Below are 25,437 nucleotides of genomic sequence, written 5' to 3'. Positions count from 1 at the left end.
GGACTGTCGGTCCGGTGTTTTTCATAAAGAGACCCAACCTTAGCAGAGCCGAAAATCAGCTTGCACCATTGCCCAAAACCAGTTCCAGCTAGACTACTCCCCCAATCTTATGGGTGTCTTTGACGTTAAAGTGACACGGATTGCTATGAATTCAGCCCTTGAAAACCGACCTATCCCTATCCTAAATGCTGGAGAGTTAGACAGCTTACTAACCTCAATTGCTAGTCGAGAACTCGCGAAGTGGAAAGAGCCTGATCTACTCGTTAGAACCTGTGGATCGCTACGTATGCTTGAGGAGCGGCGGCTCGCTAGCGAGACCAAAGGATGGCAAAAACTGTACGCTTTTCAGTTGGAAAATGAAGGCACAGTCGTCCTGGATGGCGCACTGAGTTTGATGAGTGGATTTCAAAATGGCGACTTCGTGGAAGTGGTTGGATTCCCCTTAGCAAACGTCTACAGAGGCGCGCTGTCCTTCAAGTTGGAAGTGGTTGATGTTCGCCACTTTGAAGGCACACAGATGACGCAGCAACGTCGTCAATTCGTCCACGACATTCAATACTTGCGGAGTCTAAAGTCGAGGCGGCACCCATTCCCGATTCAACGGGCCCCACTGTCCGTGTCTCTAATTTATCCTTCAACAACCCACGCACGGGTCGATGAGGATTTCACAACCGCATTAGGCGACCAAAGCCAGCGCTGCCTCATAACTCCGGTACCGGTCCGAATTGGTTCGGCTGAGGCCGTAGCCAAGGCAATAGAGGAAAGCACTGCTCAGGTTTTGGTCACGATCAGAGGAGGCGGCGACGACGCTGATTTCGCCGCATTCAATGACCCCTTAGTGCTAGAAGCTTTGGCTTCTTTTCCGGGGTATCGAATACTGGGGATCGGACATACCGCTGACCTAGCGATGGCTGACCTACTTTGTGATTTCTCGGCATCTGTTCCCGCAGCAGCAGGTACACACCTGCGGGACCAACTCGCTCGCATCTCTGGGGCATTTGACAAACTAGAGACTGAACTTCGACAGGAAAAAGATAGCAAAGTGAAAGGAAATGAAATGGCTTCCCGAAGCGATTCGATAGCGTTTGTTAAGCGCCATTGGCCTTGGGTTATCGGATTGTTGCTCATAATCCTCTGGAAGGCCTGAAACATCCAAAGGGATAGTGAGTAAAGCAGCCGCGCGTGCCCGCGGCATTCCCCATCGCTAGATTTTCGTCAGGTCACTGTGGCTGAATGCCGGCGAGCTGCCATGAACCGTCCTGAACCGGCACTACCACGCTCCGGCCCCGCACCCACAGGGCCCATGCTGCCATCGACGCAAACCCGAGTACGATCATCATCGTATGAGCCATCAACAACTCGCTGAGCGAGTATTTCCATGCCAGTGGCTGACCATCACCGAGCATGGCGGCATACAGCCAGGACGCGCCCGACAGCGCTCCGGAAAACAGCACGAACATCCGCACGCTGACTGACAGATCCAGCATCGATCCGGCTTTCAACATGGCAGGCAATAGCGATGTAGCAACAGCCATTAACTGACGATTGATGCCTTATTGCGTGAGCGATTTTGGGGAGACAAACGGCTTCTGCTCGGGAGGTTTATGTCGGTCAGCCCTGCATGCCCGGATGCGACTATGCTTTCTCCACTTAGGGCAGTTCAAATGCACAGGAAGGGAGCGAAGCCATGTCGACTGATCTTGTCGCGTGCAGAACCAAAGTTCATGACCGAGGCTCGGCCCCGGAGTCATTCTTGTTAGAACTCATCACGTGGGCAAGAGACGCGCCAGATGAGATCTTTGTGCCGAACCAGCGCACCGATATTTACTCCAGCGTCGTTGCCGACCTTGGGCCCTGGCAAAGTCTCCTGCATAGGAAAGCAACGATGCTGGAAGTACTTCGTGTCCTGGGCGGATTCGAAAGCTCTTGGGATTGGAATGAGGGAGTGGATACCAACAATCCAAACTCCAATACCCCCTGCACGGAGGAAGCCGGCATTTTCCAATGTTCAGGTGACTCGATGGACTTTGATGCCTCGCTGAGGGACCTGTTGCTGCAAGCGGCCGGCACGGCCGACTGCAACAGATTCAGGACTGAGACCAAATCGAATCACAGGTTCGCCATCGAGTATTGCGCCAGGCTGCTCAGATTCACCGTGAATCACCACGGTCCGATCAGGGATAAGGAAATCAACCGGTGGCTACGCAGGGATGCGGTCACCGAGTTCGAAGCCCACCTCCAAGCCCAGTAACCGGCAGGGAACCAATCTAAGACCCAGAAGGCAATCTGGTGAGCAGACTGTCACGCCACTGACACCCAAAGTGCCCATTCAGCCGGCAGTCCTCAAGGACGCTCTGATGCTAGCCATGGCCGAAATACCGTATTGGCGAGCGCTGACTCTCTGTCCACACGGGACATTGCGAAGCTAGCTAAATTCACCACGAGTAATCCCAACTCACCACCCAACAAATGGAAGCGTGAAGGGAATCGCCCGGGGTTCGTAGACACCTCTATGCCTTAAAATGAGGCCAATTAGGAGGTGCCATGAGCAACCCGCGTTACCTCGATGAATTCAGAATCCAAACGGTCAATCAAGTAACCGAAATCTGTAGCTGATGTAGCGGCTCGTCTTGGCGTGTCGACGCATAGCCTCCATGCCTAGATAAAACGCTACAGAAAACCTCAAGAAGAACGGCAACTGGACGATGTTCAACATGCTGAGCTGCGTCGTCTGCGAGCGGAACTCAAACAAGTCACTGAAGAGCGAGATATCTTAAAAAAGGCCGCCGCGTACTTTGATACAGCATCGTACACACGCATCGTAGACCTTGGCTTGAGCTATCCACGCAGATCGTTGAGCATGGAAAACCCTATCGAAACTGTTTGGTAATACCCGGGAGAAGGAAACGCCAGAACCTCATCGCCACCTCCCAGGTCACCAAATTGTTTAGCTAAAACCCGATTACCTTAGGTAGTGGGCCTCAATCATTGAGATCATTTCTCCTCGATGACGCTCAATTTGCTCCCGCCCCCAGTACTCTCCTTTACCCAACACATAAAACATATGCGCCAGCTTCAACGAGTCATAACGAGGCTTAGCTCGGAAGTCCGCCTGCTTCTTCAGAACAGCCTGATTGCTGTAAGACGAGTTCTCGCCGGGACTCAACAGCACCAGGTTGCCAAAGCTATGCAGATAATCATCCTCAAGACGGTTCATGAATTCTTCATTTTGAGGGTGCACGTGCTCAACCGAATTCCTTGACGCTATCCGGTAGCTCTCTAGCGACTCTTTTTGGAAACAGCCCAGCTTATTGCGCTCACGCCATAGAATGTATTCCACCTTCTGGAACCAATAATGCTCAAAGCCTGTGCCGTTGGATTCTTTTAAATAGGCAATCTTGTCCGACAAGTGACCTGAAGAAACGCAGTCGCCCGACAGCAATGCGAAGCTGGCCGCCTTCTGGGTGCTTGTCTCGGGAATAATCGACAGCTGGTTGTCGATCCTTTCCAGCAACACGTCTACCTGATTGGGGTTCATGGTGGGGTTGTCGATCAGTGCCCCTAGTAACGGGGTTAACCAATACTGCGCACTACGATCACCGGTGAAATAACGCACGCTTTGAAGTTGGGCAAGATCGGGTGTGTGCAATTCCGGGACACGGCTGGCGCTCAATTTACCGACAGTACGCTTGTTGATTGTGGTCAGTCGAAGATGCTTTTCCTTCTCCTCGGCCAAACGCACCCACTTCACGACCCACAAATCAAACTGATAACGAACCTGCCACAAGCACTCGATGAACTCCCTAGCTTGGACAACGCTCGCGTTGACCACAAAGTTCTCAAAACATTTGTTCAGGCGGCTGTCATTGAGCGGAGTTCCAATGTCCTTGCCCCACTGTCGATGTCGATAAATGCGATATGTATGCATGAGCAGCAAACCGAAGCTGATGATTGACTGAACGCTCCCTTCATCGCTTTCATCATCGGTCTCTTCGGAAGATACAGCGTCGGTGTCATTTCGAGGCACGCGCTTTAAGCTGATTTCGGCAATCGTGAGACCGTTACCACGCCCCTCCACCGGACGCTCCAAAGAAAAGAGCTCTCGCGAGTAGGACTCAAGATTTGCGAACCTCATTCGATCCCAAGCGGCTTCTGGAAAGACACGCCGCAAACTACGCTCGAAGTAGCTATTCATGTCCTCACAGGCCTGCCAGATACCTTCATAGCACGCCCTGTGATGAACGATCTTGTCCATCAGACGTGCTTTCAGGATGTCTGTCTGCTCCAGCTGAATGCCACTGGTGTTGAGTGTCGCAAAAAGCCCGTTTAGATCCATATCAGCAGGCATAACGTTGTTCACCCATTTGACGCGGTGGAACAAAAACTCCTCAACCGCCGCGAGCTTTAAGGGGCCGTGATCATTGCTCAGCATCTGCAAGCGATCCTTCGCGGCTTTATGGGCCGCGATGAGATGCTTCAGATAAGGCTTCTTCTCAAGATCCGTTGACTGCTCACTGTCTATCAACCCAGCCCATATACCGAGTTGAGTCTGGACTTCCTCACGGATCGCAAATACCAATCGCGGTGTAGCCCCCAACACCGTCAATTCTCTCAACTGTTTGGTGGGCGATATCTCGAAAAATGCCAACGCCAGTACCATCAAGGTGGTCATTCGCTGCTGGCCATCGATCAACTCATACGTAATCGCAGCACTAGACCCGGGGCGATGAGGGATACGACTCGTTAGCACCGTTCCAATGTAGTAGTGGTCTTCGTCCGTCATGCAGGCATTGATGATCTGGTCCAGCAATCCGACGACGTCTTCGCTAGGCCAAACATAGGGGCGCTGGTAACTGGGGATCACAAGCTCGACCTTGTTTAGACAAAGCGCGGCAGCTGTCTGGACTTGAGAGAGGACACGAGCGTTCATCGACGACCTCCATGGAGACTTTCTTCAACGGGACGAAACGACTCAAGGGCATGTCGCAGTTGCCGATCGTAGTCCGTAGTCATTTCTTTCATGTCTTCCCAAGGCAAGTGCAATTCAAGCGTTGTGGCTACCGATCTAATAAAACGCGATTTGATGCTATTCCTTTGAACACCGACATCGCTGAATTCGTAGCGGTAATCACGTAGGTACTGCATGAGCTGCTCATGGTTGAAGCTGCTGGCAATCCAGTCCAGTACGGGATTTTCACGTACAAACTTTTGAACGCCCATTTCGCGCACGCTGACCTCATTGATCAGTCGCAGTGAAAACACCATCCGGAAGAGCCACACGCTTGCTTCAAGCAGTTGCGACGTTCCGAATTGACTCACATACAACAACAGCGCGCAGTCATACAATCGACCCAGAAATATGCTGCCTTGGGCGTTCACGACAAGCTGATCGTAATAGCTATAGAAAGAGGTAAGCTCCGGCATATCACGCTTGATCAACAAGCGGTCTTGAAGCTCATGAAAATGATTTACATACCGTATGGTGTTGGCCCCTGTGTTCAAGGGTTGGCGCATACCATATCCGGGCTTGATTGCTTGCCAAGATTCTCCATCGCCATCGTGATAAATCTGCGCTGGGCGGTAAGCCACATCACGCCCGTTCGCACGGGTACGCTCTGCCAACTCCTCCACAATCTGCTCACGTTCGGCGATCGGCTCTCGATCACTAGCAACATTTTGCCATTTTAGTTTCTGCCAATAGCGAGATTTCATCAGCGTGGCAACCAGCGGCGTGAGTTCGGATAGAGACTCCCACGTTCTGGCGTAGGCATCCTGACCAGCACGGGGCACGCTACGTAAATGGAACGCCTTTATGATGTCCGCCCCACCTAGACGCACACCACTGGTGTTTTGAGTTTCGAAAAAACGGTAGGCATCATCTTCTGAACGTGTGACCACCAAACTGATGTTCACTCGACTGAAATCAACCAGCGGTAATTCCTGCGCCTCCAGCCAAGCGAGATTCCGGCGAATACGGTTCTGGCTTTCTGGTGAAGAAAACTGGAGATCGAGTGCCGATTTTCCACTCGACTGCAAAAAACGGAGCAACGCCATGCTGGTCAATCGTTGTTGCCCATCGATGATGTTCAACTGCCCACGCCGGCGATCAGTTCCTCCCACCTGATGCAGAATGATGCTGCCTAGATAAAAATCGTGGGAATGAGCCGATTGTTGGCCTACATTCTTGGGAAAGAACACTCGCAGGTCCTGAAGCATTCGTTCAAGTTGCTTGCCCCCCCAACGATAAGGGCGCTGGTACTCAGGAAGATTTAACTTGCCAAAAACCAAGCTACCGTCGCTGGCCACTATTCTGTCGGATCTGAACAGTTCTTCTAACGACGTGCTTGCGACCACGATGCCATCAACCGCGCTGGGTTCGACGTGGAGTAAATATCCATCCTTGACGGCCTGATTCATGAAACAGTCCTTTCAAAATCCCGCTCCACAAGGAGCGCTCACTCCATTCTTGAAATGCCAAAAAAATCAGCATCACCCACAATAATGGCTCGATGATATCAGGGAACAATTCTCTACGCTGTACAAACCGTCCATTTGCAAAAAAGGTGGATGCAGTCAATCCATCAAGTTAAAAAATGAAAAACCAGATATGAATTGCAAGGATTGAAATGACCGAAGAAATCCCATCTATAAGTGACTCCATTAGCCGATCCTCTCTTCTGTGCTGGTGGGATCGCTTCTATCAAGAGAGATCGGAAATACGAGCGAGAAAACTCAAATCACAGCCTCAGGCCCGCTTCGATTCCCTGATGAACACCGCAAAGATTATCGCCGAAACTAACCCAAGGGGCTTAGTTGACCTGGTGCGCGCAATCCTGCGCCCACTCCAATCTGAATACCTATTAGGCGTGGCTGAGCGTGGGCATGATGCGATGCTTGGCATCGACGCTTATACCTTTTTCGGCGACTCTGTACGGTCACGGATGTTCGCCGCTGACGGTATGAATTTGCGGGGTGTGCGCTTGGAGAGCATGACATTCAGACTACGGCTTTCGCGCGACACAATACTGCCGTGGGCATGGAATGTTGATCGATATATCTGTGCGTTAGCGACGATTGGCTCCAGCAAAACGATTGAAGATGTACCTAAATGGAACAATACTCATCAGGGTGCTTGGCGCCAAGACAATAACCACCAGATTGAGCTTTGGCTGCCATGGGGCATAGGCTTCGTGCATGGAGGCAACCACTCCATCACTGCCGGCATCCTGGCTGGTGAAGGTGAAGTCACGCCTGACTATGTGTATGACATGACGTACTTGCTCGATGATCTTCACTGCGATGGGAAGCACTATTTCGATACACGTACCGGAAAAAGAATGGCACCAGTCACAGATGTGCGAAAAGCCGCCGTATTTGAAATTGGGAGAGTCATGAGAGAAATGAATTTTCCAGCATTCAAGGCTGAAACCGAACAAGCCTGCGTGTATGGAAGTGCCCGGATGTTGCAGCCACTCTAATGAGACGATTAGGGAAAGGCCATGCCCATGTAGTCGTTGCCTAGTTTGGTAGAGATCAGCTATGACAATCGGTTCCGAATTCAACGAAACCAATCTGTAATAGAAAAATGCACAACGCTAATGAATCCCGCAATCAACGATGCTCAAGAGCAGCAGATTCTCGATATCTGTACCGCACAACTCAGCGAATCCGCCGCGAAAAAATAGGCCACGACCCTAACGTTTGTATGTGATGAGTTGTGACCGCAACAGTAGGACATCACAGGATGGAAGCATGATTTTGGGAACCCTACGTACCTAGACTAGGGCTTCAATATGCCGAGCGATCTCACCGTATAGCGGCCACATTTTTGACGGAGGTTCACTTAACTTTTGCTCGAACGTGGTTTCAGTTGCGGCAACCAATACTCAGGTGGCGGTGGTTCACTGGCGATTACACTCATCAAGGAGTAATCGCTGCGTGGCGCCCAGGTACGGGGCGTTGGTAGCGCAACGGCCTCGCGCATGGCAACGGAAGCCGCTGGCCATACAGCTTCATAAGTGAAGTGGTTAAGCAACAGCGGAATTCCGTCAGCTCTCACTGAAGGTTGCCAAGTTCTGCTAACAACCTGACAAGCGCTGCTTGCCTCAAAAATCACAAACGCCGACCCCTCTTCTTCGTCAGGTGCAGCAATCCATAGAAGTCGTTCTCCAGGAACCAGGCGCTCACGTCCATTAATCATGCCGTTGGTAGCTGTTTGATCACGATTCAGGTAAGGAACAGGATCCTCGGAACTGCCTGGGTCATCGTCGCTGAAGCCGGCGACTTGACTCAATGAGTGGGCTGCGGAGATCTCTAGGATGTCGCCATCAGAATGCACCTGCCACAAATCGAGTATCTCAGCACGACCTGACATTAGCTGTTCGGTATCGGCGAAGCTAATCAGCGCAAAAATCTGCCCGTGTTTGAGCGCCAAGGTTAACCTATCGCCTTCGACTAAGAGATGCGGCTTCTGGCTCTTCCAACTGCCAATACCAGCGATGTCGATTAAGGCAAAACGAACAGCCTCAATCGCCTGATGGACGTCAACGTGAAAAAATTCGCGAGCCTCATCGAAGCGATGCTTTTCAAGGATTTTGTGAATCCTGGTTTCTAAGATACGCGGTCGCGATGTTGCCGTACGAAAGGCGACTTCAAAGCCAGTTGGGACGCCAGTGGTATATAGCTTTTTTGCCCTGTCTTCAGGAAGGCTTTCTGTAAAGCCGACTTTTACTAGACCTGGCATCCCGCGATTCGTGAGCACGTAGACGAAGCCTACGGCGTGTGTTTGGGTCATTATGTTTGTATTATCCGGTGATGTAGATCTGTAAAGCCGCTTGAATGCATCGGTCAATAGGATCTCTATGCTCTCTCAGCTTGCGTACAGAAGGGAGGCTGCGGGTGAGAAAAAACGAAGATACATCTATCACTCCATATGCATTTACACAGAATGGACAACCCGATGAACGCCAGTCTTTCGGAGTAATCACCCTAGCCTTACAACCTTTGGGAGGATAAATCCGTGTCTCTGTAGACAGGACCGTCAACCCGAGGCCAGGCATAGTCATACTGTGCTCACGTTAGCAACAGGCATACCCGGAGCGTCGCTAACCACTTTAGTCGACCGCGTATAGCGCTTTGAAATTAAGCCGGGCACATCAATGCTGAAGAACAATCCATACGACGCAAGCTACCAATCCGACCAGATTCAATATTCCCAGCGTGACCATCCATTTGAAGGTCTTGACGAATTGCTGACCATGACTCTGAGTGAGCGAGTGCAACTGCTGCCCAATACGCAGCTCAACATGCTCAAGCCGCTCCTGCAGTTGCACACTCATAGCGGTATTTACCTGATTGAAGTGCGATTCAAGAGCTGCCACGCCTTGCAAATTCTGGCGGAGCCCAGCCTGAACCTGCTCCTGATCTTGCTTGATCAGCACCTGTTGAGTATTCGCCTGTGCCTCCAACAACTTATTTACCTGTTCAGCAGTCAGAGATGCGTTCTGCAGTTTTACCAGATGGCTCCCAATGAGCTGGATTCGCAGAATGCACGCTGTCAGCTTGTCTTCCAGTACCTGAGTACGCTCCTGCAACAATTGCCCCAAGTGTACATCAGCTTCCTCTAATCGCTCCTGTATATGGACGCTTTGTTGATCATTGGCCTGGATGATCTGCGCGTTGAGCGCAACCATGCCTTGCTGCTGCTGGGCGAATGCCTCCTGGATTTTTTCCTGGCCTTGCTCAGTCAGTGCGTTTTGTTCACGCGCATGACGCTCAAGCACCTGGTGTATCTGGACGACGGTTACAGCAGCTTCACGCATTTTTGCAAAATGGCTGGCAAGCTGCTGAAGCTCTCTGGGGAGCTCTTCCAAATCAGCTAATGCGCTCATGACCCTTTTCTGGCTCTGGCTGATGCTATCCAGACCGGAAGAGATCAACTGACTGGATTTGTTGCTTTCACTCACCGCACTGCTCAAGCCCTTTTCTAGCTTCGCACCATGCTCGCGCAATGGTGCCAAGGGTGCTGACATGACGCGGCCCAGAAGTGAGGCCAATTCGAGTTCTTCAGTACTTGGTTCAGACATGGGTCAGTGCCAAATGGAATGGATGGAAAAAGTGGCGTGACTCATCCACAAATCAACTTATCCCGCTCGTCACACAATTCTTTGCAACTGAGCAGTTGGAGCAGCTTGCGAGGTGTCGACGGTTCATTACTTATCATCTGGCGGCGCTGCGCCAACTCCTCATCGAACGCGGCACCCAGGTAGCGGGAGAATCGCTCACCGCGTTCTACCTCAATGTCCATATCACGCTCGAAGTCTCGAATTGTTTTCTTCCACTTCGCCAGATCCGTACGGGCGTCCTCATGCCTTTTCTCGTACTCCCGTAACGCCGACTCGAAGACAGCCAACTCTTGCTCTTTCAAATTCAATACCACTTTACGCTGGTGCAAAACACCTTCGACTGCGGACCACCAACACTGAGCCGCATATTTGATCGTCAACGACCTCGCCTCCTCCATCAAATCGCTCAATCGGGCTTTATCGTTGTCGAAATCATCTGAAAATGACGGAAAGTATTCCTCGATATTGTAATCGTCCAATATCCCACGAAATTCGGTAAAACATTTGTTGAGCGCTTTACGCAGCTCTTGAGGGGCATGTTCGATAGCGTTCTGCGCACGGATATCGAAAGGAAGAATCTCGCGCGCCTCTAACGCCTTGGCAGCCTCAAGCAAATAAACGCAGCACCTGTCGATGCGGCCATGCAGTGCACCTGTATCAGTAGCGAGGTCTTCAACGTCGAAAATGTCTGAGGGACAACTGATGCCTTGCTGGCATTTCATCAGAATATCCATCATCTCCCGCACACCAAAAGACGGCACCTGTGCTTCAGCGATTTTGCACCTCTGCGAGGCACACTGAGTACTGGCCTCGTTCGCATCGCTTTTGGTTTTTCTCTCCTTGGCTTCAAGTTGCCCGAGCCGAATGCGCATTCTCTGTGACTCCTCCTGCTTCACCCGCAATGCGACGATATGGCTATCAGCCGCTTGTCGAAGGCGGCCATGAACCGTCGCGGACTCCGCAATATCCATCATCAACTCATCCATCAACTGACTGTTGATACCGTTCATGCGCGCGAAGGTTTCAGGGTCGAATAAGCAGGTTTTTCGCCACGACTCGCCGAAGTCGAGCGGAAAATACAGCTTGGCGTTCCCGGCACTGCTGCCCAGGTCGATTTTGTGGGTTTCGATCTGTTCCATCACGTGGGCACGCACCCGGTCGGCATCCATGTCAGGCTGACGCTTTGCCCACTCTTTTTCTGACTGCAATGAAAACGAGAACGTGGTGATAACGCGAAATCGGTTTGGCGTGTATCGCCAGTCACTGATACCCGGAAGGGTGAATGCCTTGGGATTGAGGAAAGACAAATCGTCCAATTTGCCAACAATCAGAATCAGATCGGCCATGGGCAGGTATCGGCTGGCAATCAGCCGCACATGCATGGCTTCCTGTGCGTCCTTGGGGTTATCTCCTGGCAAATCCAGAATTCGTACCTGGGGCCGCGTATGAGACTGCGCCGAGAAGTATTTTCTGGGAATGCCGATTTCTACGGGATCGTTTGGCAGAGATGCACCGCTTTCGACTCTCGTACGAAGTTGCGCCAAGGCCTCTATGACTTGTTGTTCGCCAACTGAAATTTGCTGTTGGTTGATCCTCAGGTGCCAATTGTCATCCGCTGCGCGGTGATATTGCATCGCAGTGGCGGTAGAAGACTGCCCTGCGCCACGACCACCACGCAGCACCAGACTCACTTGTGGCAGATACTGCTCGTCGATACCCAACACATTCAATAAAAGCGTGGTTTTGCCAACCTGCGTACGACCAAACAGCGCAACTGACGCCTCCGTACCACTATCGGCGAAGCAAGCTCGCACTCTGGCATCGAGGCTATCCATAAATTCCTTGTAGGCTTTGTGTGCCCAGTCAAGGCGCTTATGGTGCAACTCTTGCCAATAAGCCTGGAGTTTCATGTAAGCGGTGGTCGCGCGCGAGCACTGATTTCGTCCTGCAGGTCAAGACGTAGTGACGTTACATCAGCCAGCGCCTTGGCGATTCGATCACGACGCATGAGTACTTCGTCGAGTCGATACCGAACTGTCAGGTTGTCGCAGATACGCGCACGCACCTGATCCATGAGAACGTCAAACTGCTCAAGGTAGTGAGCCTGGTAGTACTCCTTGAGTTGACTCAGCACACTCAAGGCGTGATTGCGGGTGTGTCGATCCTGGCGATCAACTTCCTTGAGCACACTGTAGGTCAGCATTCCGATTGCAACCATGCCAGTCGCCGCCCCAGCCAAGGTCATGCCGGCAGTACCAGCACCGATGCCCAACGCATTGAACAACGCTGGAATGGTGTCAATATGGCCATCGGCTGCGACATCGACAGCCAACATCAGAGCTATGCCCTTTACCACATTGCTGCCGACCTTTTGCAAAGCAGAAAAGTCGTTCTGGATACGTGCAGCGGCCGCAACCCCATCCCCACCATCAAGTGGCTGAAGGTTATTGGAGTTGATGCCGAATACCTCGGGGAACAAACTGCCTATACGCGCAAATTCCAGCGTCATTGCAGGCAGCAACTTGAGGCTGCGGGACATCTCTTTGCTGAACTTGCCCGCTTGCCCTTCGTCATCACGATCGGAATAAAACACAACAGCCAGGTTTTTCAATGTATCCGGCGAAACCTTGCTCCACTCGGTTGATTGGTTCTGGTGATCGCTGTAACCCAGGCGAGCGACTTTGCTTGAGCAATGATCGTCGGTTTTGAGGCGTTCAATGAATGCCTGCGGCGCTCCCAGCTTAGTGCTGGTGAGTTTGCCGAGCACATCGATGTGAGTATCCAGAAAGTTGCCGGGCTCAGCCCATGCACGCTTAATATCACCGGTAAGGCTGACATGCTTTTCCGTGACTGTATCGAAGATACCAGTGAATTTGTTGATGACCCCCTCATGGTTATCAATCAACAGAGTATCCATAGATGCAGAGGCGTCATCGTGATGACGTGACAATGACTCTCTGAGTCCTCTCTTGTACTCATCACGCAAACTATCCCGTGCCTGATCAAATGCATCCAAGGCTTCCTGGATGATTTGGTGACCAGCACCCTGCTCTGCCGCAGCATGCAAGGCAAACTTGCTACGGATGCCGGCCAACGCATAGTTGAGGTCGTGGCTGAGCAATTGCTCCAGCTGTTGCAGTTGGCGCTCACGACTGACAGCAGTGCTCTCGCGTACCGTTGCAAGGGCCTGGATCAACTGCGGGCGCCATTGCTCGACACTGCTTTCACTGGATCCGGTGCAAATGATCAAGGCTTCCCGCCGCTCAGGAGCGATGTCAAATGCTTGTGCGGCACTCAGGCGCAGTTCCTGTAACTTGAGCGGTGTATCGGCATAGTCTTCGGTCTTGGTCACGATGATCAGCGAATCGGTGCCCGCCAGATGACTGGCATGCAGATCACGCTGGATTGCCAGTTGTGACGCGTTGGCAAGACGTATCTCATCGGTCACGATGACCCTGCCCGAACAAGCGACCAGCGCTTGGCGCATGAGCGTTTGCCAGGATTGGTTCTCTTCGTGCACCGGCTCGTACCCGGGCATCAGCATAAAGCCCTGACCGCTGTGCCTGCAGTAACGCAGCGGCACCTTCAGCACCGCGAGCATCACGCCCTGAAGATTCCCGCAACAGGCCTCTCGGAACTCGGCTTCAGACGTGGCCTTGCGTTCGACGATATGAAAATGGCCAAGCGAATCCGGCTGTTCCTCAAGTACACGGAGATAACCTTGAGCCTTATCGACAGCGTCATCTTCCAGCACAAGCACCGACATGCTTTCGCCCCGTCCTGCATTCGCGGGTAACCAGCCTTTCTCAGGAGACTCCTCACTCTTGTGAAGGTCATACATCAGCCTAATCAGCGTGGTTTTACCTGCCCCTTGGGAACCACCAATCGCGATCACTTGCTCTGTTGCCAAAAGCTGCGCAAGAAACAGACGGCGGATGACCGAGTCCATTTGAGCAGCTAAATCATCATCCTCCAGATAGGTGATAGCCCCACGCAATTCGCGGACAACTCGATTCAGGTTGGCAAGCAATAGTTCGGGACTTTTCATCCAGTGTTCCTTGTGGATTTTGCTGAGTCGGTAGTCCTGTACAAGCAGTCGCCGCTAGAGAATGTAACCTTTGCCCTCTAATTCTCCAGGCTCGCCGCTCCTGTTTTTTTTGAAAAAAGTTACAATGATGATATCACCGAGACACTATCGCGACAGCTCATAGCGAAAGTTTTGAAGCACCATGATTCGCAGTGAACTCTAGTGGTTCTTGAATGAGTGACCGGCCGACTTTGCCATTGTCGGTATCCCGCCTCTGTCGCTTGTGATGGACTCCATCACAGCTGGAGTCTTGCTCGCACCGTTGTTCATTGCCATGGACTTGTTCAGCCTGCGCGACTGGGCAGTTACATTGATGGACTCCGATTTCGTGACCGAACGTTCAATAGTCAAGCAATCAGCAGTTTTTGCAGCCGCAATTTTGATTTGCCATTCAGCGTTGCTCCTTGTTGGGGAGGCGAAACCGAGCCTCGCTTACTGCCGAAAACTTTCTGGTGTTCACAAACGCTCAAATTCTAAAGACACTGATCGAAGCCAGCCTGCAAACTGCCAAATTAGGTGCCTGTCTCACTAGAGACCTCAGCTAAAACAACCTCTAAAAATCTAGCTCTAAGCATTTCTTTTTGAGTTCCATAATGCGCTTCTCGATGATGCTCAGGACACAAGGCAATGACATTCTCAGGCCGATCAAGACCGCGCTCACTCAGCGCAATAATGTGGTGAGTTTCAACGTAAAGATCACCGTTAGCCTTGAGGAAACCATGGCGCCCACAGTGCTCACATCGCCCTCTTGATCGAGCCAAAACGATCTGCCTGACTCGCGCACTCCGCTCCCACACATATGCTGAAACCGCTGTGCGCTCAGGGGGCTCATTACCAATGAACTGATCTGCCACTCCTACGCCATAGGAGTCTGAAGTGATTTCCGGAAGGAGCATGTGGTGTGCCACTGCGGCGACCTCCTCTTGCTCGTCTAGCCTCATGACGTCATTGAGCGCTTCGTGTGAGAGCTTGGGTCCACGTCGCAGCCGAAAAGCACCGGTCTGCATTTCGTATTGCACGAGATGCCAAGGCTCCGGATCAAGCAACCTAAAATCAGCCGCCGCACGTTCATCGTTAAGCCGAACAGATTTTTTGCTTTGAATCAGAGCCACACGAACCAACCGACCTTCCCTGTGGGCGAGTTTAATTACCTCATCCATTTGCAAAGCCCTGGCAGCCCATGTCTTCAAACGTTGCCGCAGCGACGGCTCCCGCTGGTCATTGGCTCTCTCGTCATAATCCTGAAATTCAGCTCTCGTATTGCCTTCGTACTCGACACCTTCAATCGAAAAATCAAGTTCGTTGTACCAAAGACACAGAAGCACACGGCCGCTTCCTTCAAATGCCCACCGATAGCAATAATTGGGATTCTGGGCTGGTGACCTGCTGGAGGAAATATTGTGCCAATCGCTGACATCGATACCCGCTTCGAAGACAGCGTCGTACACACGCATGGTGGACGTCGGCTTAAGCTGTTCACGCAGATCGCTGAGCATGGAAGATCCTTTTAAGTCATCAACCCATCAAGATTACGGAGTAAGCACTCGGGCCTTACAACCTTTTGGAGGTGTTATCCGTGTCTCTGTATGGGAGCAAGAGGTAGTCTCGTCCCGACGGTAATCTGAACACCCCCAAAATTGCTTACCGATCCCGCGCGACACCATCCTGCCACCGGTCAACGGGCACAGCGCAATCCATCCCCCACAACTCTCATTACAGATCAGGTAACGACCCGACTTGTGCATCGGTGCCAAGCAATCAGGACAAGCCGATTCGGTGTGCTTACAACGAGGAGAATTTGCACAGAAGAAAAATGACTCCCGCCCGTTCTTCTTCGCCCGCAAGGTCAACTCCCCCGTCTGACATACCGGGCAATCCGGCCCCGGCACAGACACAGCCGATAATCCACCAAACTCATCGAGCTCAACATCGTACTTGGCATCAAGGAGCTCCTTGATAAAACTGGATGCCCTCCCCTTACTGGCAACGAGGTAAACACGCCGCTTGGCTCTGGTCAGTGCCACATAAAACAAACGCCGCTCTTCGGCATGAGCGAACGGTTCACGGGGCGGTAAAAGCGCCTCCAACAGTGGGTGGCTCGCTTTCATGGGAGGCATTCCAAACTTACCTGCCTTGTTGCCCAGCACCACAATGTAGTCCGCCTCCTGCCCCTTGGAGGTGTGGATGCTGTAGGTCTTGATCGCCAACTGCGGGTAACTATTACTGAGCCGCTTAAGCTTCGCCTTGTCCGGGAGCAAGAAATTAAACCGCGCCAAAATGTAGACCACCGAGCCCGGCTTAGCGCGCGTTGCAATCTTAGTCAGCACATGGGGCAACGCCTCATCATCATCCAACTCCGTCCGGAGCAACGAAACGGCCGGCAAATCCTCCAGCGTATGGGTGTGAATGTCCTTCTTCAACTGCGCCGGATTACGCATCACGAACCTGCTGGCAACCGCGTTGATTCTGTCGTTGAAACGAAAGGTCTTATCCAACGCGCTGATGGCGGTCGCACCGAAGAACGCTTCAAACTCCGAGGTGAGCCGTATGTCACTGCCAGCGAACCGATAAATCGACTGCCAATCGTCCCCCACACAAAACAACGAGCCATCAGGCTGGGATCGCCGCAGCGCTTTGACCAAACGAGCCCTTGGCTCGGAAATGTCTTGGTATTCATCGACCAGCACAAAGCGCCAGGGAGCCTTGAAGGCCCCCTGCTCCGCCAGGCGTACAGCCTTCACGATCATGTCATCGAAATCGATCTGACCCTTACCTTCCAGGTCATCCTGATAACGCTGATAAATTGGCATCAACAACTCAAGCGCCGCCCGCATCTGATCCGGTGATGGGGCTGCGTTGATACGAGCCTCCAAATCGACCTTAGCCAGATCCGCGGCCTTGTAACCCGTCAACAGCTTTTCCAGCAGATCGGCAAACTCAGAAACAACACCGAACTCGCGAAGCGTTGCCAGCATGGCCTCGTCAGGCAAAGGATTGAAACTCACCCCAGCCGCCAGCAATCGTTGCTCCAGCAGCGGCAGTAACAGGCCCTCCTGCTGCTCAAAGTGGAATGTTTCGATTAGCCGTGTCTGATGCAGTTTGTGCAGATCTCGCTTCCAGGCCATCGATTGGTGATAGGCCTTTCGGTCAATGTAAGGCGCCGTATTGCCATGGCGGTCCGTACCAAAATGTTCGATGTAGATGTCGAACACCGGCAGGTAAAAATCGGGATGGTAGTCCCGACGCTCCGCCGTGCGAGTGGACACCTTGTAGCGAGGTTCGTACTGGTACTCCACGCCCATCTTGAACAGGAAATTGGCAATACGGCACTCGGCCATGCTTTTGACCAACTCACCCTTGAGCGTTCTGACTTCATGCTCTGCCAGGTAGGCAAAGTATTCGCCCAGAGAATCAAATTCGAATGGGTTCTTGATGGGGAACAGGTAATTCTCGAAGTACTGCAACAGGCGCTTGCGGTAGCCCGGTTGAGACTGAAAGTCTTCGAAAGCCAACTGGATGAATCGCTTGCGGGCAGCCTTGTCCTCAGCCATTGGTGTGAGAGACGGCTGGCCCAGCATGTCTTTGCCTAGGGAGTGAAAGGTCGACGCTTTGATGCCTTTGATGCCCACGCGCGCTTCCAGACGCTCGCGCATTTCATCGGCGGCATCCTTCCCGTAAGCCAACAGCAAAATGTCCTCAGGTTGCGCTTGCCCGCTGCGCACCAGGAAGGCGACTCGTCCCATGGTTGTACTGGTCTTGCCCGTTCCCGCCCCGGCAAGCACGAGGTTGTTGTCCTCGTCCACGATACAAGCGAGACGCTGGTTGAGCGTGAGCGGCATCGATTCGATGGTGTCGAACAACTCAGCATGCTCGACGAGGCTGAGCTTCACGTAATGCTTACGCCAACGACGCAGGCACTTCTCGCCGTCGCGAACCCACGACCAGGCCCGGGTCAGAATCTTGCGCTCAGGTCCTGATAGAACGCCTAAACCTCTGGGAGGTAATGCCGGCCATTGCTTGGATTGCTTGACCAGCGAAGCATGCAGAAGTGTCCATTGCGAGCGCCGGCAGTAATTGAATGCTCGAACAATGTTGTAGAACGCATTCAGGGCCTCGCCAATGACCAGCACGCGGTTGCCGTACCATTCACGTAATGTCGCACGCCAGATGTCATCCGCACGTTTAACGCCCCACCCGATGGCCTTCAATTGGCCAGTGGGCAATGTCAGCGTTAAGCAGGAAACTCCCAACCAGCGGTTGAGCTGAGGCGGTTTGGGCATGCCGGCCACGAGGACCTTTGATGCTTGCCCTGTCCAGTCAACGGCTATCAATCCGTTGGAGGCGATGTCCAAAGAGGCACAGGTGGGACCTAACCATTTCGCCAAGCGAAAACTCTGAAAAGCTCCCTGAGTCATTGAACCATCCCGCTATACAAGCGCTGCAAAGTGGCAGCCGCTGCCTTCGTCCGTGTCATGCAGGTTCAGTCCTTGTACCGATCCAAATCCAGGCACACGCCAGTGCCATTACTGAGCCAGTATCGCATACCGCGCACTGGCTCTGTCAGGTTGGGATGGATATCAGCGGGCTTTACGCGACGAAAGGCCACTCAATTCGGGCGAGTAGCGATTTCCAAATGAGTTGGATTCATCTGATCAATGCGCCTTTGGGGCCACAGACAATTAGGCTGGCACCACAGGCTGTTTTCATGCCGTGCAGAGCAATTGGGGTCCCGTCGACGGTGTAGGTTCTATTGCCTCCGCAATGGGGAAGATCCCCTTGCACAGCGGGCAGTTGACCTTATGGCCGACACCGGCACCCTTTTGGGCTGGCAGCAATCGGCTAGAAGCAGTTACCCACGTAAGAATGCTATGACCACATTGGGCACTAAGGTCTGTCGTAGTGGCGACGCCCTATCGATGGAAGGCTAGCTCTCACTCTCTGGCGCTGCATGTACGACTTCTTGTCTCGACTCCGTGGGCGCAGTCTCCATGACTTTCCAGTTGTCTTCGTGAAGTTTAACCCTAGAGTCCATTGATCTCTGACTCATTGTTAGGGTTCGTTTTCCCCCCGCCCTCAATTCATTCGGAGCGGAGAGAAGAGCTTCAAGTTCCGCATGCTCAAACACAAAGAACCGACTGCGGGGATTTATCCTGTCAAGCAGAACAATGACGAGATAGTCAAACCCACCTGCAAAGTTTCCATTGACCGCTAGTTGGTTTGGCCAATCGATCGTTTTAACTTGAACGCGCTTCGTGCTCTCGTTCGTGACGATTACGACGTCCCATCCCTTTTGGGTTTCCCCGTGAGCCAGATAGGCTTCGATGTTCCTCTTCAGCAGTTCGCCAAGAACCAGGTATTCACCAATAGCGGCAGAGACGGAGCGGTTGGTATTCATAAGAAATGCCTGTGGCTGTAGCTGTGAGGCCTAACGACTAAGCTAAGGAGCCGGCTTGGTCGGTCCCCGCGAACGACTTGAACCATTTGTTAAGCACCATTGACGAGGGTAGATATTTTGTCAAAATCGCTAATGACCCAAGATAACGCAGTAGAAATTATGCTTATTGCAACCAGCGAACTGTTGCCCTGACGCCAGATCGGCCATCTTCCTGGACTGGTCTGATAATATTTTTATAAATATCTTCATACCCGTTTGGCACGGCGCTTACGCTTTTAAAGTATTTTGTGTTCCGCGAAACGGAAACTCCATTGGCTTAAGAAGCTCGTCCCCTTTGATAAGGGATTCCACCTCGTCTAGTTTTTCCTTTGTGTCTGATATTTTCTTCGATAGCTGATTTGGGTTGAATGTTAAAATGATGCGTTGCTCTAGAGAGCGGTATTCGAGTTTGACTGATTCAACAAGCCAGAGTAAGTATTCGTGTGTTGTGCTAGTGATGCCACCGAATACTAAGCGGGACATGCCCGAGCGATTCGGCCCGCGGTCAACGGACTATCAGCGATTTCGAAGCCCTGCACCGGCCCGCCTGCTGGAGCTTTTGCAGCGCCAGCGCAGGGAAAGCGAGAGCGACAACCGGTGGCCGTTAGTATTTCGCGCTCCACACTGCATCTCAAGTTGAAACTTTACGGCATCGTACAGCCGAACCATCTGAAATGAATAGCATCGCCATCAGGCCACCATTCTAGAATCAACTCGGACCGGAAAATGTCTCCGATTTGCAACGTCGCGGTTTTCTCGTCATCGTGAATAATGTTAGTTCCCATCATATCGATCCAATGGTTACGGGATGGGTCGACCAGTGTCTCGATAGTAGGTTGCTCTCTGAGCAGGTCGAGTGCATCCAGATTGATACCTTGTCTTACGGTAACTTTTGAAATCGCAGCGCCATGAATATAGATTGGCCTCGGCAACTGGAAAGCAACCTCTCGACCACGATAGCGATCATCGAAAAGGTGACGTCTTGAGGTACTTTCAAGCAGCTCTTCTCGTGCGCGACGGTCTCGATCCGCCAGTAACTCGACGCGTTTCTTATCTGCTTTTCCAGTCGAGGGAGGCATGGCTTGTGGTGTGCCGAACGGTGCGGCTACCGCCTCTGCCGCAATTTCGAAGCCTGTCGACCGAAGCAATTTGGCCATTACGCCACGGGTTGCGGCGTCCTTGGCAAACTCCAGTTCACTTTCGGCAATAATTACAGGATCGTCGGGCACTGGATCAATGATCCTCAGGTGACTTCGATTGCCATCTTCAATGCCGATGCTGAGACCTGAAACCAACCGTTGGCCTGTGTGCCCGGGTGGGAACCTGATCGAGAGTTTCTGGGATATGCCTGAACCGATTTGACGATCCCTGAAAGCCTCGCCAGACTGAGTGCCCTTGCATTCCATAATGTGCCAGTTGCCATCGCGGTCTCGTGCCACAAAATCAGGCGTCTTGTTCGGCCCTCGCTTTGCGGTACGATGTTGGTGTGCGCCATGACTTGCGCTGTATCGCTGCAAAAAGTAGCGACCATCGACAATTTCAACCAATTGCAAATGCTTCATGAGCCAGACCATCGGCACTCCCATTCCGAAGTCATCGCTCAGAATGGTTTTCTGGTGCGCATCGAGATCTGCATAGCTTCTTGTCAAACGCAGGTCCGCATCACGGGAGGTGATCGCTGCCAGATACCTCACCCACGCCCAGAATTCTGCAAGCGACACGCCAGTGACAGAAGTCGGTGTTGTCAGGTAGCCGATCATCAATAACATCGAGTTGATGTTCAGATCGAAACTGTGGGTGCCTGCAGTGAAAGCAGCCGGGAAACTTGGAATCTTGCCGACGCCAGGCCAACTGGACTCATCGACATGAACGTTGATCGTACGGTACATCGCGGGTGATCATCCTTGAAAGGTTGGACGGCGATCTTAGCCGTGGCCTACGAAAACTGTCGACCGATACTCGCATGGTGCCCACGGAGGAATACGGCGCCATCGTGCAGTTGGGACAGAGACCATGTCCTCACGAACTCTACAGAAGATCTCTTATCCCTTCGGACTGCGCTGTAATTGTGGCAGGGTATAACTAGTAATCCTGAATATCCCTTCGGGACGCTCAAACAACGAATGACGACCAGTGCATGATAAGACATGCGCTCATCGTTGCTCGATCTAATGCTCTCGACTTGCACCACTGGCAGCAATGGCGCTGAGCAGACGGAATCGTGGATTCCAAATGGTCAAACACCAACCGCTCCGCCATGCCACCCCTGAACTGAAATACTCGCTCCATGGTTCAATGACCGGTCCTGAATCACCATGAAGTCTTTTTTCGTCATCTTCCTTGATCCAGTTAAGCACGACGATATCCTCGTGATCCTCAATTCCGATTATCCCGAGCCAATCGCGAAAAAGCGCTTTAGTCCCATCCGTATCTTGGTTTAACGCAGTCAGATCACGCGACTCGCGAAAATGACCATAGAGTGTCAAGGCACCTAGCTCACCTTCTTCCGACAGTGTCAGATTGCGAACCTGCGCTTGGGTCAGCAGAGTGGCCGTGGCCTTTTCCAGATTCCATGTCATGGTGGGCTCTGGATATTCGGCTTCTGGCAATGTCTGGACAAGCCTGCGATGCCACTCAAGCTGACCAATCATAATCTGCTCGTAAAGCTCACCCAAGGCTCGTCGATGCATTGCTTCATCAATCAGAGCATCACTATCAGGAGCGACGACGACAAACTCGAAAACGCATCCCGCCTCATCCATCCGGACGCGCAACGATTCGATTTTCCCTTGATCGATACCCTTCAACGGGAGTGAGTGATCCATCACCTTCCAACCCTTCCTTTCTAGAAAAGACGGCTCACCACCGTCACTGAGTGATAGCCGATATGAGCCACTCACGCTAGCAAATATGCCAATGGAAAAATGTAGGAGTAGTCGGCAAAGGTTAGGGGATGTGGCGAATATTGAGGTCGCTGATTTCGGCAGCTTCAAGCAGTGAAGCGAAAACATCCCGCCCCAAGGATTCAAAATCGTCTGAAGAGAAAGGGCAGTTCACTCGGTAGGGCTACAAACCAGTCAACACGAACGCATCAACATGATCGCGAGGAATCATAAGTCATCCAGATTTTCAGCAATGAAGCCCACGAGATGAAGTGGACTTTTTGCTTCAATCACCTTGTAGATGAGGTCACGCTTGCTTCGTGGAAGCTTCTTCACAACGCTTTTTGCCGAAGCCCTAACTGCCTCGTCGGTTCCATGGATACGAGCGGCCAAAAGAAGCACCAGGGTTGCATCAGAGAGGTTCATAAACACGCCCCAAAAATTTAGCTTCTCACTGTAGCGAACTCACTTCTGTGAACGCACGATCAATGAGCAACCCAGCACTGAGGTATTTGTAACTCCCCACGTTCTGAGGCAACCGTCCCGAGGTGGTGATGGTAACGACCGCTTCAATCCGTCTAAAGACGTCGGGAATTTAAAACCCCCGTGACAACGCCGCCCGCTCACGCCCCAAAGCTCCGCCAAGCTGTGGGCTGCCACCAGCTGCCAGCTTCTTCAGATACTCAGCAATCATATCCAGCTCGCCAGACGGGTTGAGTGCTGGAGCAATGACGACGCCCTTCTCGCCCCGCTCCCACCGATCAAGCTGGTCTGCCCAATCCTGCATCATTCGCTGCCGCTGTTCGACATAGAGGGCGTGATTGTAAGTAGCCCGAACTGTGTTGGGCTCAGCATGTGACAACTGCGCATCAATCCATTTTTCTTCGTAGCCAAGCTCATTGAGCGCTGTAGAGAGCGTTGCGCGAATTCCATGCCCCGTGAGCTGCCTTTCGTAGCCCATACGCTTGAGCGCGCCATTAAGGGTGTTCTCGCTCATCCTTTTTGACAGATCACTACGATGGGATAGTAGATAGCGCTGAGCTGGTCGCCGGAGCTTCAGTAACTCTCGAATGATCGCTATCGCTTGACGTGATAGCGGCACCACATAGGGCGGAATTTTATTTCCCTCTTTGCGTAGCCTTACCTGCAACTGTTTGACGACCACGGCCGGTATTGTCCATATCCCTTTAACCAAGTCGAACTGCTCAGGAACAGCCAAACGCAATTCACCGGTACGTACGCCCGTAAGGAACAACAAGCGCAGGCCCAAAATCGTTGCGGTGCTGCCCCCATAGTTTCGTAATTTTTGTAAAAAAAGAGGCATCTCCTCCATGACTAAATAGGGATTGTTCTCTACCGGAGGTTTAGGGATCGCGACAATATCGAGATCTGCAGAGGGATTGCTCTGCAATCCTCTTTCAACCATGGCATAGCGAAACATTTGGTTGAACCAGGTTCGGCATTTTTCTGCAATCGTAAACGCTTGACGACTCTCGATCCTGCGTAGCAATTCGATCAAGTGCTGACGGGAAATTTCATTGATAGGTAATGCCCCCAACAGAGGCAAAACATCGTTGGCGAAAATGCGATCCATTTGTGAAAGCGAGGTTTGGCGCCCAAGACTCAGAGTGACCGCTTTGAACGTTCGCCAGGCAAGAAAGACTGCAGCAAAGGAATTTTCGTCCGCGGCTAACGCGGCGAAGCGATCCTCTCTGCGGGCAGCTCGAGGATCGACACCCTTGGCTACCAAGGAACGCGCGCTGTCACGAGATGACCTGGCATCTTTAAGGGTCAGCTCCGGATACATGCCTAAAGAAATCCGAGCCGGCTTGCCCAGCCAAGTGAAACGAAAATGCCAGCTCTTGGCACCTTTCGAGCTGACGAATAGGTGCAAGCCATCCATATCCTTGAGGCTGTAATTTTTTCCGAGGTTTTTTGCTTGGCGGACAGCCGTATCAGTCAAAGGCATGCGTACATCTCCTCGTCTCGAACGATTGAGGAGAGATGTACGGGTTCCAGCAATGCATCATCTATCTGAAAACTGACACGCCTTAGGCCCGGATTTCGATGTACGTTTTAATGTACAAAAAATGTGTGGCTGGGGGTGGTTTCCAGTAGAAATCGCCGGAACGAAAAAAGAGGCCGAAGCCTCTATTTTCAATGACTTACAGACATCGGTAGACATCTGTAGATCAACATCTGGAGCGGGAAACGAGACTCGAACTCGCGACCCCGACCTTGGCAAGGTCGTGCTCTACCAACTGAGCTATTCCCGCGTCTTGGTGTGGCGCATTCTATAGAATCCAGAAGCCCCGTCAACCCTTTGATTCAAAAAAGTTTTATTTCTTTTCAACGTCGGTCTTCAGATGCGGCCAGGCAGCCCGTAGATACTGGACCATGGACCACAATGTCAGGCCTGCAGACACCAGCAACAAAGCGTAGCCGAACAGCACCCAGAACGAGAAGTCCGACGGGTTGGCCAACAGGATGACTAACGCGAGCATTTGCGCGGCGGTTTTCCATTTGCCCAGGTTCGACACTGCGACGTGAGCGCGTGCGCCGAGTTCGGCCATCCACTCTCGCAGCGCCGAGACGACAATCTCGCGACCGATAATGACCGCAGCCGGCAGCGTAAGCCACAGGTTGCCGTGTTCTTGCACCAGCAACACCAGCGCGACGGCTACCATCAATTTGTCGGCCACCGGATCGAGGAAAGCCCCGAATGGTGTGCTTTGTTCCAGGCGGCGGGCCAGGTATCCGTCGAGCCAGTCAGTGGCGGCGGCGAACGCGAAGACCGAACTGGAGGCCAGGTAGCTCCATTGGTAAGGCAGGTAAAACAGCAAAATGAAGATAGGGATGAGCAGGACGCGTAGAACGGTAATCAGATTAGGGATATTCATCGGCACAACT

The 25,437-nt window shown here is 52.3% G+C and carries 17 protein-coding genes, 1 tRNA gene and 3 pseudogenes; 4 read left to right on the top strand and 17 right to left on the bottom strand.

All coding sequences use genetic code 11. From position 1 onward, the window contains the following. The first annotated feature begins 286 nt into the window (after positions 1–286). Positions 287–1,147 carry an exodeoxyribonuclease VII large subunit gene (locus ACY4LX_RS16580; protein ID WP_463257078.1) on the top strand — a complete coding sequence of 287 codons (861 nt, stop codon included), beginning with the start codon at positions 287–289 and terminating at the stop codon, positions 1,145–1,147. 73 nt (positions 1,148–1,220) lie between these two features. On the opposite strand, the pseudogene ACY4LX_RS16575 reads toward ACY4LX_RS16580, so the two are convergent. Continuing rightward, positions 1,221–1,517, bottom strand: a pseudogene (locus ACY4LX_RS16575) (hypothetical protein); the annotation flags it as partial. Positions 1,518–1,687: 170 nt separating this feature from the next. Here ACY4LX_RS16575 and ACY4LX_RS16570 point away from each other — a divergent pair. Together ACY4LX_RS16570 and ACY4LX_RS16565 are read left to right on the top strand one after the other, a co-directional pair. Then, entirely contained in the window at positions 1,688–2,251 is a 564-nt protein-coding gene (locus ACY4LX_RS16570; RefSeq protein ID WP_463257077.1) for a hypothetical protein, read from the top strand. Between the two features lie 293 nt (positions 2,252–2,544). Continuing rightward, a pseudogene (locus ACY4LX_RS16565) lies at positions 2,545–2,782 on the top strand (transposase); the annotation flags it as partial. 180 nt (positions 2,783–2,962) lie between these two features. On the opposite strand, the gene ACY4LX_RS16560 reads toward ACY4LX_RS16565, so the two are convergent. Further along, positions 2,963–4,930, bottom strand: coding sequence for a DUF262 domain-containing protein (locus tag ACY4LX_RS16560; RefSeq protein ID WP_463257076.1), 1,968 nt, complete (start codon positions 4,928–4,930; stop codon positions 2,963–2,965). Beyond that, entirely contained in the window at positions 4,927–6,417 is a 1,491-nt protein-coding gene (locus ACY4LX_RS16555) for a DUF262 domain-containing protein (protein ID WP_463257075.1), read from the bottom strand. Before ACY4LX_RS16555 ends, ACY4LX_RS16560 begins: the two co-directional genes overlap by 4 nt. 209 nt (positions 6,418–6,626) lie before the next feature. Here ACY4LX_RS16555 and ACY4LX_RS16550 point away from each other — a divergent pair, with 209 nt between their 5' ends. Next, the gene (locus tag ACY4LX_RS16550) at positions 6,627–7,478 is read left to right on the top strand and encodes a DUF6710 family protein (RefSeq protein WP_463257074.1); all 852 of its coding nucleotides are present in this window, start codon (positions 6,627–6,629) and stop codon (positions 7,476–7,478) included. 365 nt (positions 7,479–7,843) lie between these two features. On the opposite strand, the gene ACY4LX_RS16545 is transcribed toward ACY4LX_RS16550, so the two are convergent. The 14 genes and pseudogenes from ACY4LX_RS16545 to pgsA all read right to left on the bottom strand — a co-directional run bounded on the left by ACY4LX_RS16545 (position 7,844) and on the right by pgsA (position 25,427). Then, positions 7,844–8,851: a GIY-YIG nuclease family protein gene (locus tag ACY4LX_RS16545; protein WP_463257073.1), complete on the bottom strand. Its 1,008-nt coding sequence runs from the start codon at positions 8,849–8,851 to the stop codon at positions 7,844–7,846. A gap of 304 nt (positions 8,852–9,155) precedes the next feature. Next, complete coding sequence (locus tag ACY4LX_RS16540) at positions 9,156–10,085, bottom strand: hypothetical protein (RefSeq protein WP_463257072.1); 930 nt, start codon at positions 10,083–10,085, stop codon at positions 9,156–9,158. A 41-nt stretch (positions 10,086–10,126) separates the two neighbouring features. Further along, on the bottom strand, positions 10,127–12,034 hold the full coding sequence (locus ACY4LX_RS16535) for a hypothetical protein (RefSeq protein ID WP_463257071.1): 1,908 nt from the start codon (positions 12,032–12,034) through the stop codon (positions 10,127–10,129). Beyond that, a complete protein-coding gene (locus tag ACY4LX_RS16530; RefSeq protein WP_463257070.1) occupies positions 12,031–14,172 on the bottom strand; it encodes a hypothetical protein in 2,142 nt (713 codons plus the stop codon). The genes ACY4LX_RS16535 and ACY4LX_RS16530 overlap by 4 nt, the downstream gene beginning before the upstream one ends. A gap of 551 nt (positions 14,173–14,723) precedes the next feature. Beyond that, positions 14,724–15,707, bottom strand: coding sequence for an HNH endonuclease (locus ACY4LX_RS16525; protein ID WP_463257069.1), 984 nt, complete (start codon positions 15,705–15,707; stop codon positions 14,724–14,726). Positions 15,708–15,740: 33 nt separating this feature from the next. Continuing rightward, a complete protein-coding gene (locus ACY4LX_RS16520) occupies positions 15,741–18,626 on the bottom strand; it encodes a UvrD-helicase domain-containing protein (protein WP_463257068.1) in 2,886 nt (961 codons plus the stop codon). A gap of 229 nt (positions 18,627–18,855) precedes the next feature. Beyond that, positions 18,856–19,025, bottom strand: a pseudogene (locus tag ACY4LX_RS16515) (PAAR domain-containing protein); the annotation flags it as partial. Positions 19,026–19,135: 110 nt separating this feature from the next. Further along, positions 19,136–19,606 carry a hypothetical protein gene (locus ACY4LX_RS16510; RefSeq protein ID WP_463257067.1) on the bottom strand — a complete coding sequence of 157 codons (471 nt, stop codon included), beginning with the start codon at positions 19,604–19,606 and terminating at the stop codon, positions 19,136–19,138. 683 nt (positions 19,607–20,289) lie between these two features. After that, positions 20,290–21,414, bottom strand: a complete 1,125-nt coding sequence (locus tag ACY4LX_RS16505; protein ID WP_463260605.1) for a hypothetical protein — start codon at positions 21,412–21,414, stop codon at positions 20,290–20,292. Between the two features lie 399 nt (positions 21,415–21,813). Continuing rightward, complete coding sequence (locus tag ACY4LX_RS16500; protein WP_463257066.1) at positions 21,814–22,470, bottom strand: hypothetical protein; 657 nt, start codon at positions 22,468–22,470, stop codon at positions 21,814–21,816. Positions 22,471–22,755: 285 nt separating this feature from the next. Continuing rightward, the gene (locus ACY4LX_RS16495) at positions 22,756–22,953 is read right to left on the bottom strand and encodes a DUF7740 domain-containing protein (protein ID WP_463257065.1); all 198 of its coding nucleotides are present in this window, start codon (positions 22,951–22,953) and stop codon (positions 22,756–22,758) included. A 169-nt stretch (positions 22,954–23,122) separates the two neighbouring features. Next, a complete protein-coding gene (locus ACY4LX_RS16490) occupies positions 23,123–24,496 on the bottom strand; it encodes a tyrosine-type recombinase/integrase (RefSeq protein ID WP_463257064.1) in 1,374 nt (457 codons plus the stop codon). A gap of 231 nt (positions 24,497–24,727) precedes the next feature. Continuing rightward, positions 24,728–24,803: transfer RNA gene (locus ACY4LX_RS16485), tRNA-Gly, on the bottom strand. Between the two features lie 63 nt (positions 24,804–24,866). Next, the gene (pgsA, locus tag ACY4LX_RS16480; RefSeq protein WP_149661216.1) at positions 24,867–25,427 is read right to left on the bottom strand and encodes a CDP-diacylglycerol--glycerol-3-phosphate 3-phosphatidyltransferase; all 561 of its coding nucleotides are present in this window, start codon (positions 25,425–25,427) and stop codon (positions 24,867–24,869) included. Positions 25,428–25,437: the final 10 nt, after the last annotated feature.

This window comes from Pseudomonas sp. Emmai (genome assembly GCF_055179735.1).
This window is presented reverse-complemented; position numbering and strand designations above follow the sequence as displayed.

What these genes read in the sequence shown, in the direction of transcription:
- ACY4LX_RS16580 (WP_463257078.1), top strand. Translation starts at nt 287, where the DNA reads ATGCTTGAGGAGCGGCGGCTCGCTAGCGAGACCAAAGGATGGCAAAAA.
- ACY4LX_RS16550 (WP_463257074.1), top strand. Translation starts at nt 6,627, where the DNA reads ATGACCGAAGAAATCCCATCTATAAGTGACTCCATTAGCCGATCCTCT.
- ACY4LX_RS16535 (WP_463257071.1), bottom strand. Translation starts at nt 12,034, where the DNA reads ATGAAACTCCAGGCTTATTGGCAAGAGTTGCACCATAAGCGCCTTGAC.
- ACY4LX_RS16555 (WP_463257075.1), bottom strand. Translation starts at nt 6,417, where the DNA reads ATGAATCAGGCCGTCAAGGATGGATATTTACTCCACGTCGAACCCAGC.
- pgsA (WP_149661216.1), bottom strand. Translation starts at nt 25,427, where the DNA reads ATGAATATCCCTAATCTGATTACCGTTCTACGCGTCCTGCTCATCCCT.
- ACY4LX_RS16530 (WP_463257070.1), bottom strand. Translation starts at nt 14,172, where the DNA reads ATGAAAAGTCCCGAACTATTGCTTGCCAACCTGAATCGAGTTGTCCGC.
- ACY4LX_RS16500 (WP_463257066.1), bottom strand. Translation starts at nt 22,470, where the DNA reads ATGGATCACTCACTCCCGTTGAAGGGTATCGATCAAGGGAAAATCGAA.
- ACY4LX_RS16540 (WP_463257072.1), bottom strand. Translation starts at nt 10,085, where the DNA reads ATGTCTGAACCAAGTACTGAAGAACTCGAATTGGCCTCACTTCTGGGC.
- ACY4LX_RS16560 (WP_463257076.1), bottom strand. Translation starts at nt 4,930, where the DNA reads ATGAACGCTCGTGTCCTCTCTCAAGTCCAGACAGCTGCCGCGCTTTGT.
- ACY4LX_RS16510 (WP_463257067.1), bottom strand. Translation starts at nt 19,606, where the DNA reads ATGAATACCAACCGCTCCGTCTCTGCCGCTATTGGTGAATACCTGGTT.
- ACY4LX_RS16520 (WP_463257068.1), bottom strand. Translation starts at nt 18,626, where the DNA reads ATGACTCAGGGAGCTTTTCAGAGTTTTCGCTTGGCGAAATGGTTAGGT.
- ACY4LX_RS16505 (WP_463260605.1), bottom strand. Translation starts at nt 21,414, where the DNA reads ATGTTATTGATGATCGGCTACCTGACAACACCGACTTCTGTCACTGGC.
- ACY4LX_RS16490 (WP_463257064.1), bottom strand. Translation starts at nt 24,496, where the DNA reads ATGCCTTTGACTGATACGGCTGTCCGCCAAGCAAAAAACCTCGGAAAA.
- ACY4LX_RS16525 (WP_463257069.1), bottom strand. Translation starts at nt 15,707, where the DNA reads ATGCTCAGCGATCTGCGTGAACAGCTTAAGCCGACGTCCACCATGCGT.
- ACY4LX_RS16570 (WP_463257077.1), top strand. Translation starts at nt 1,688, where the DNA reads ATGTCGACTGATCTTGTCGCGTGCAGAACCAAAGTTCATGACCGAGGC.
- ACY4LX_RS16495 (WP_463257065.1), bottom strand. Translation starts at nt 22,953, where the DNA reads ATGAACCTCTCTGATGCAACCCTGGTGCTTCTTTTGGCCGCTCGTATC.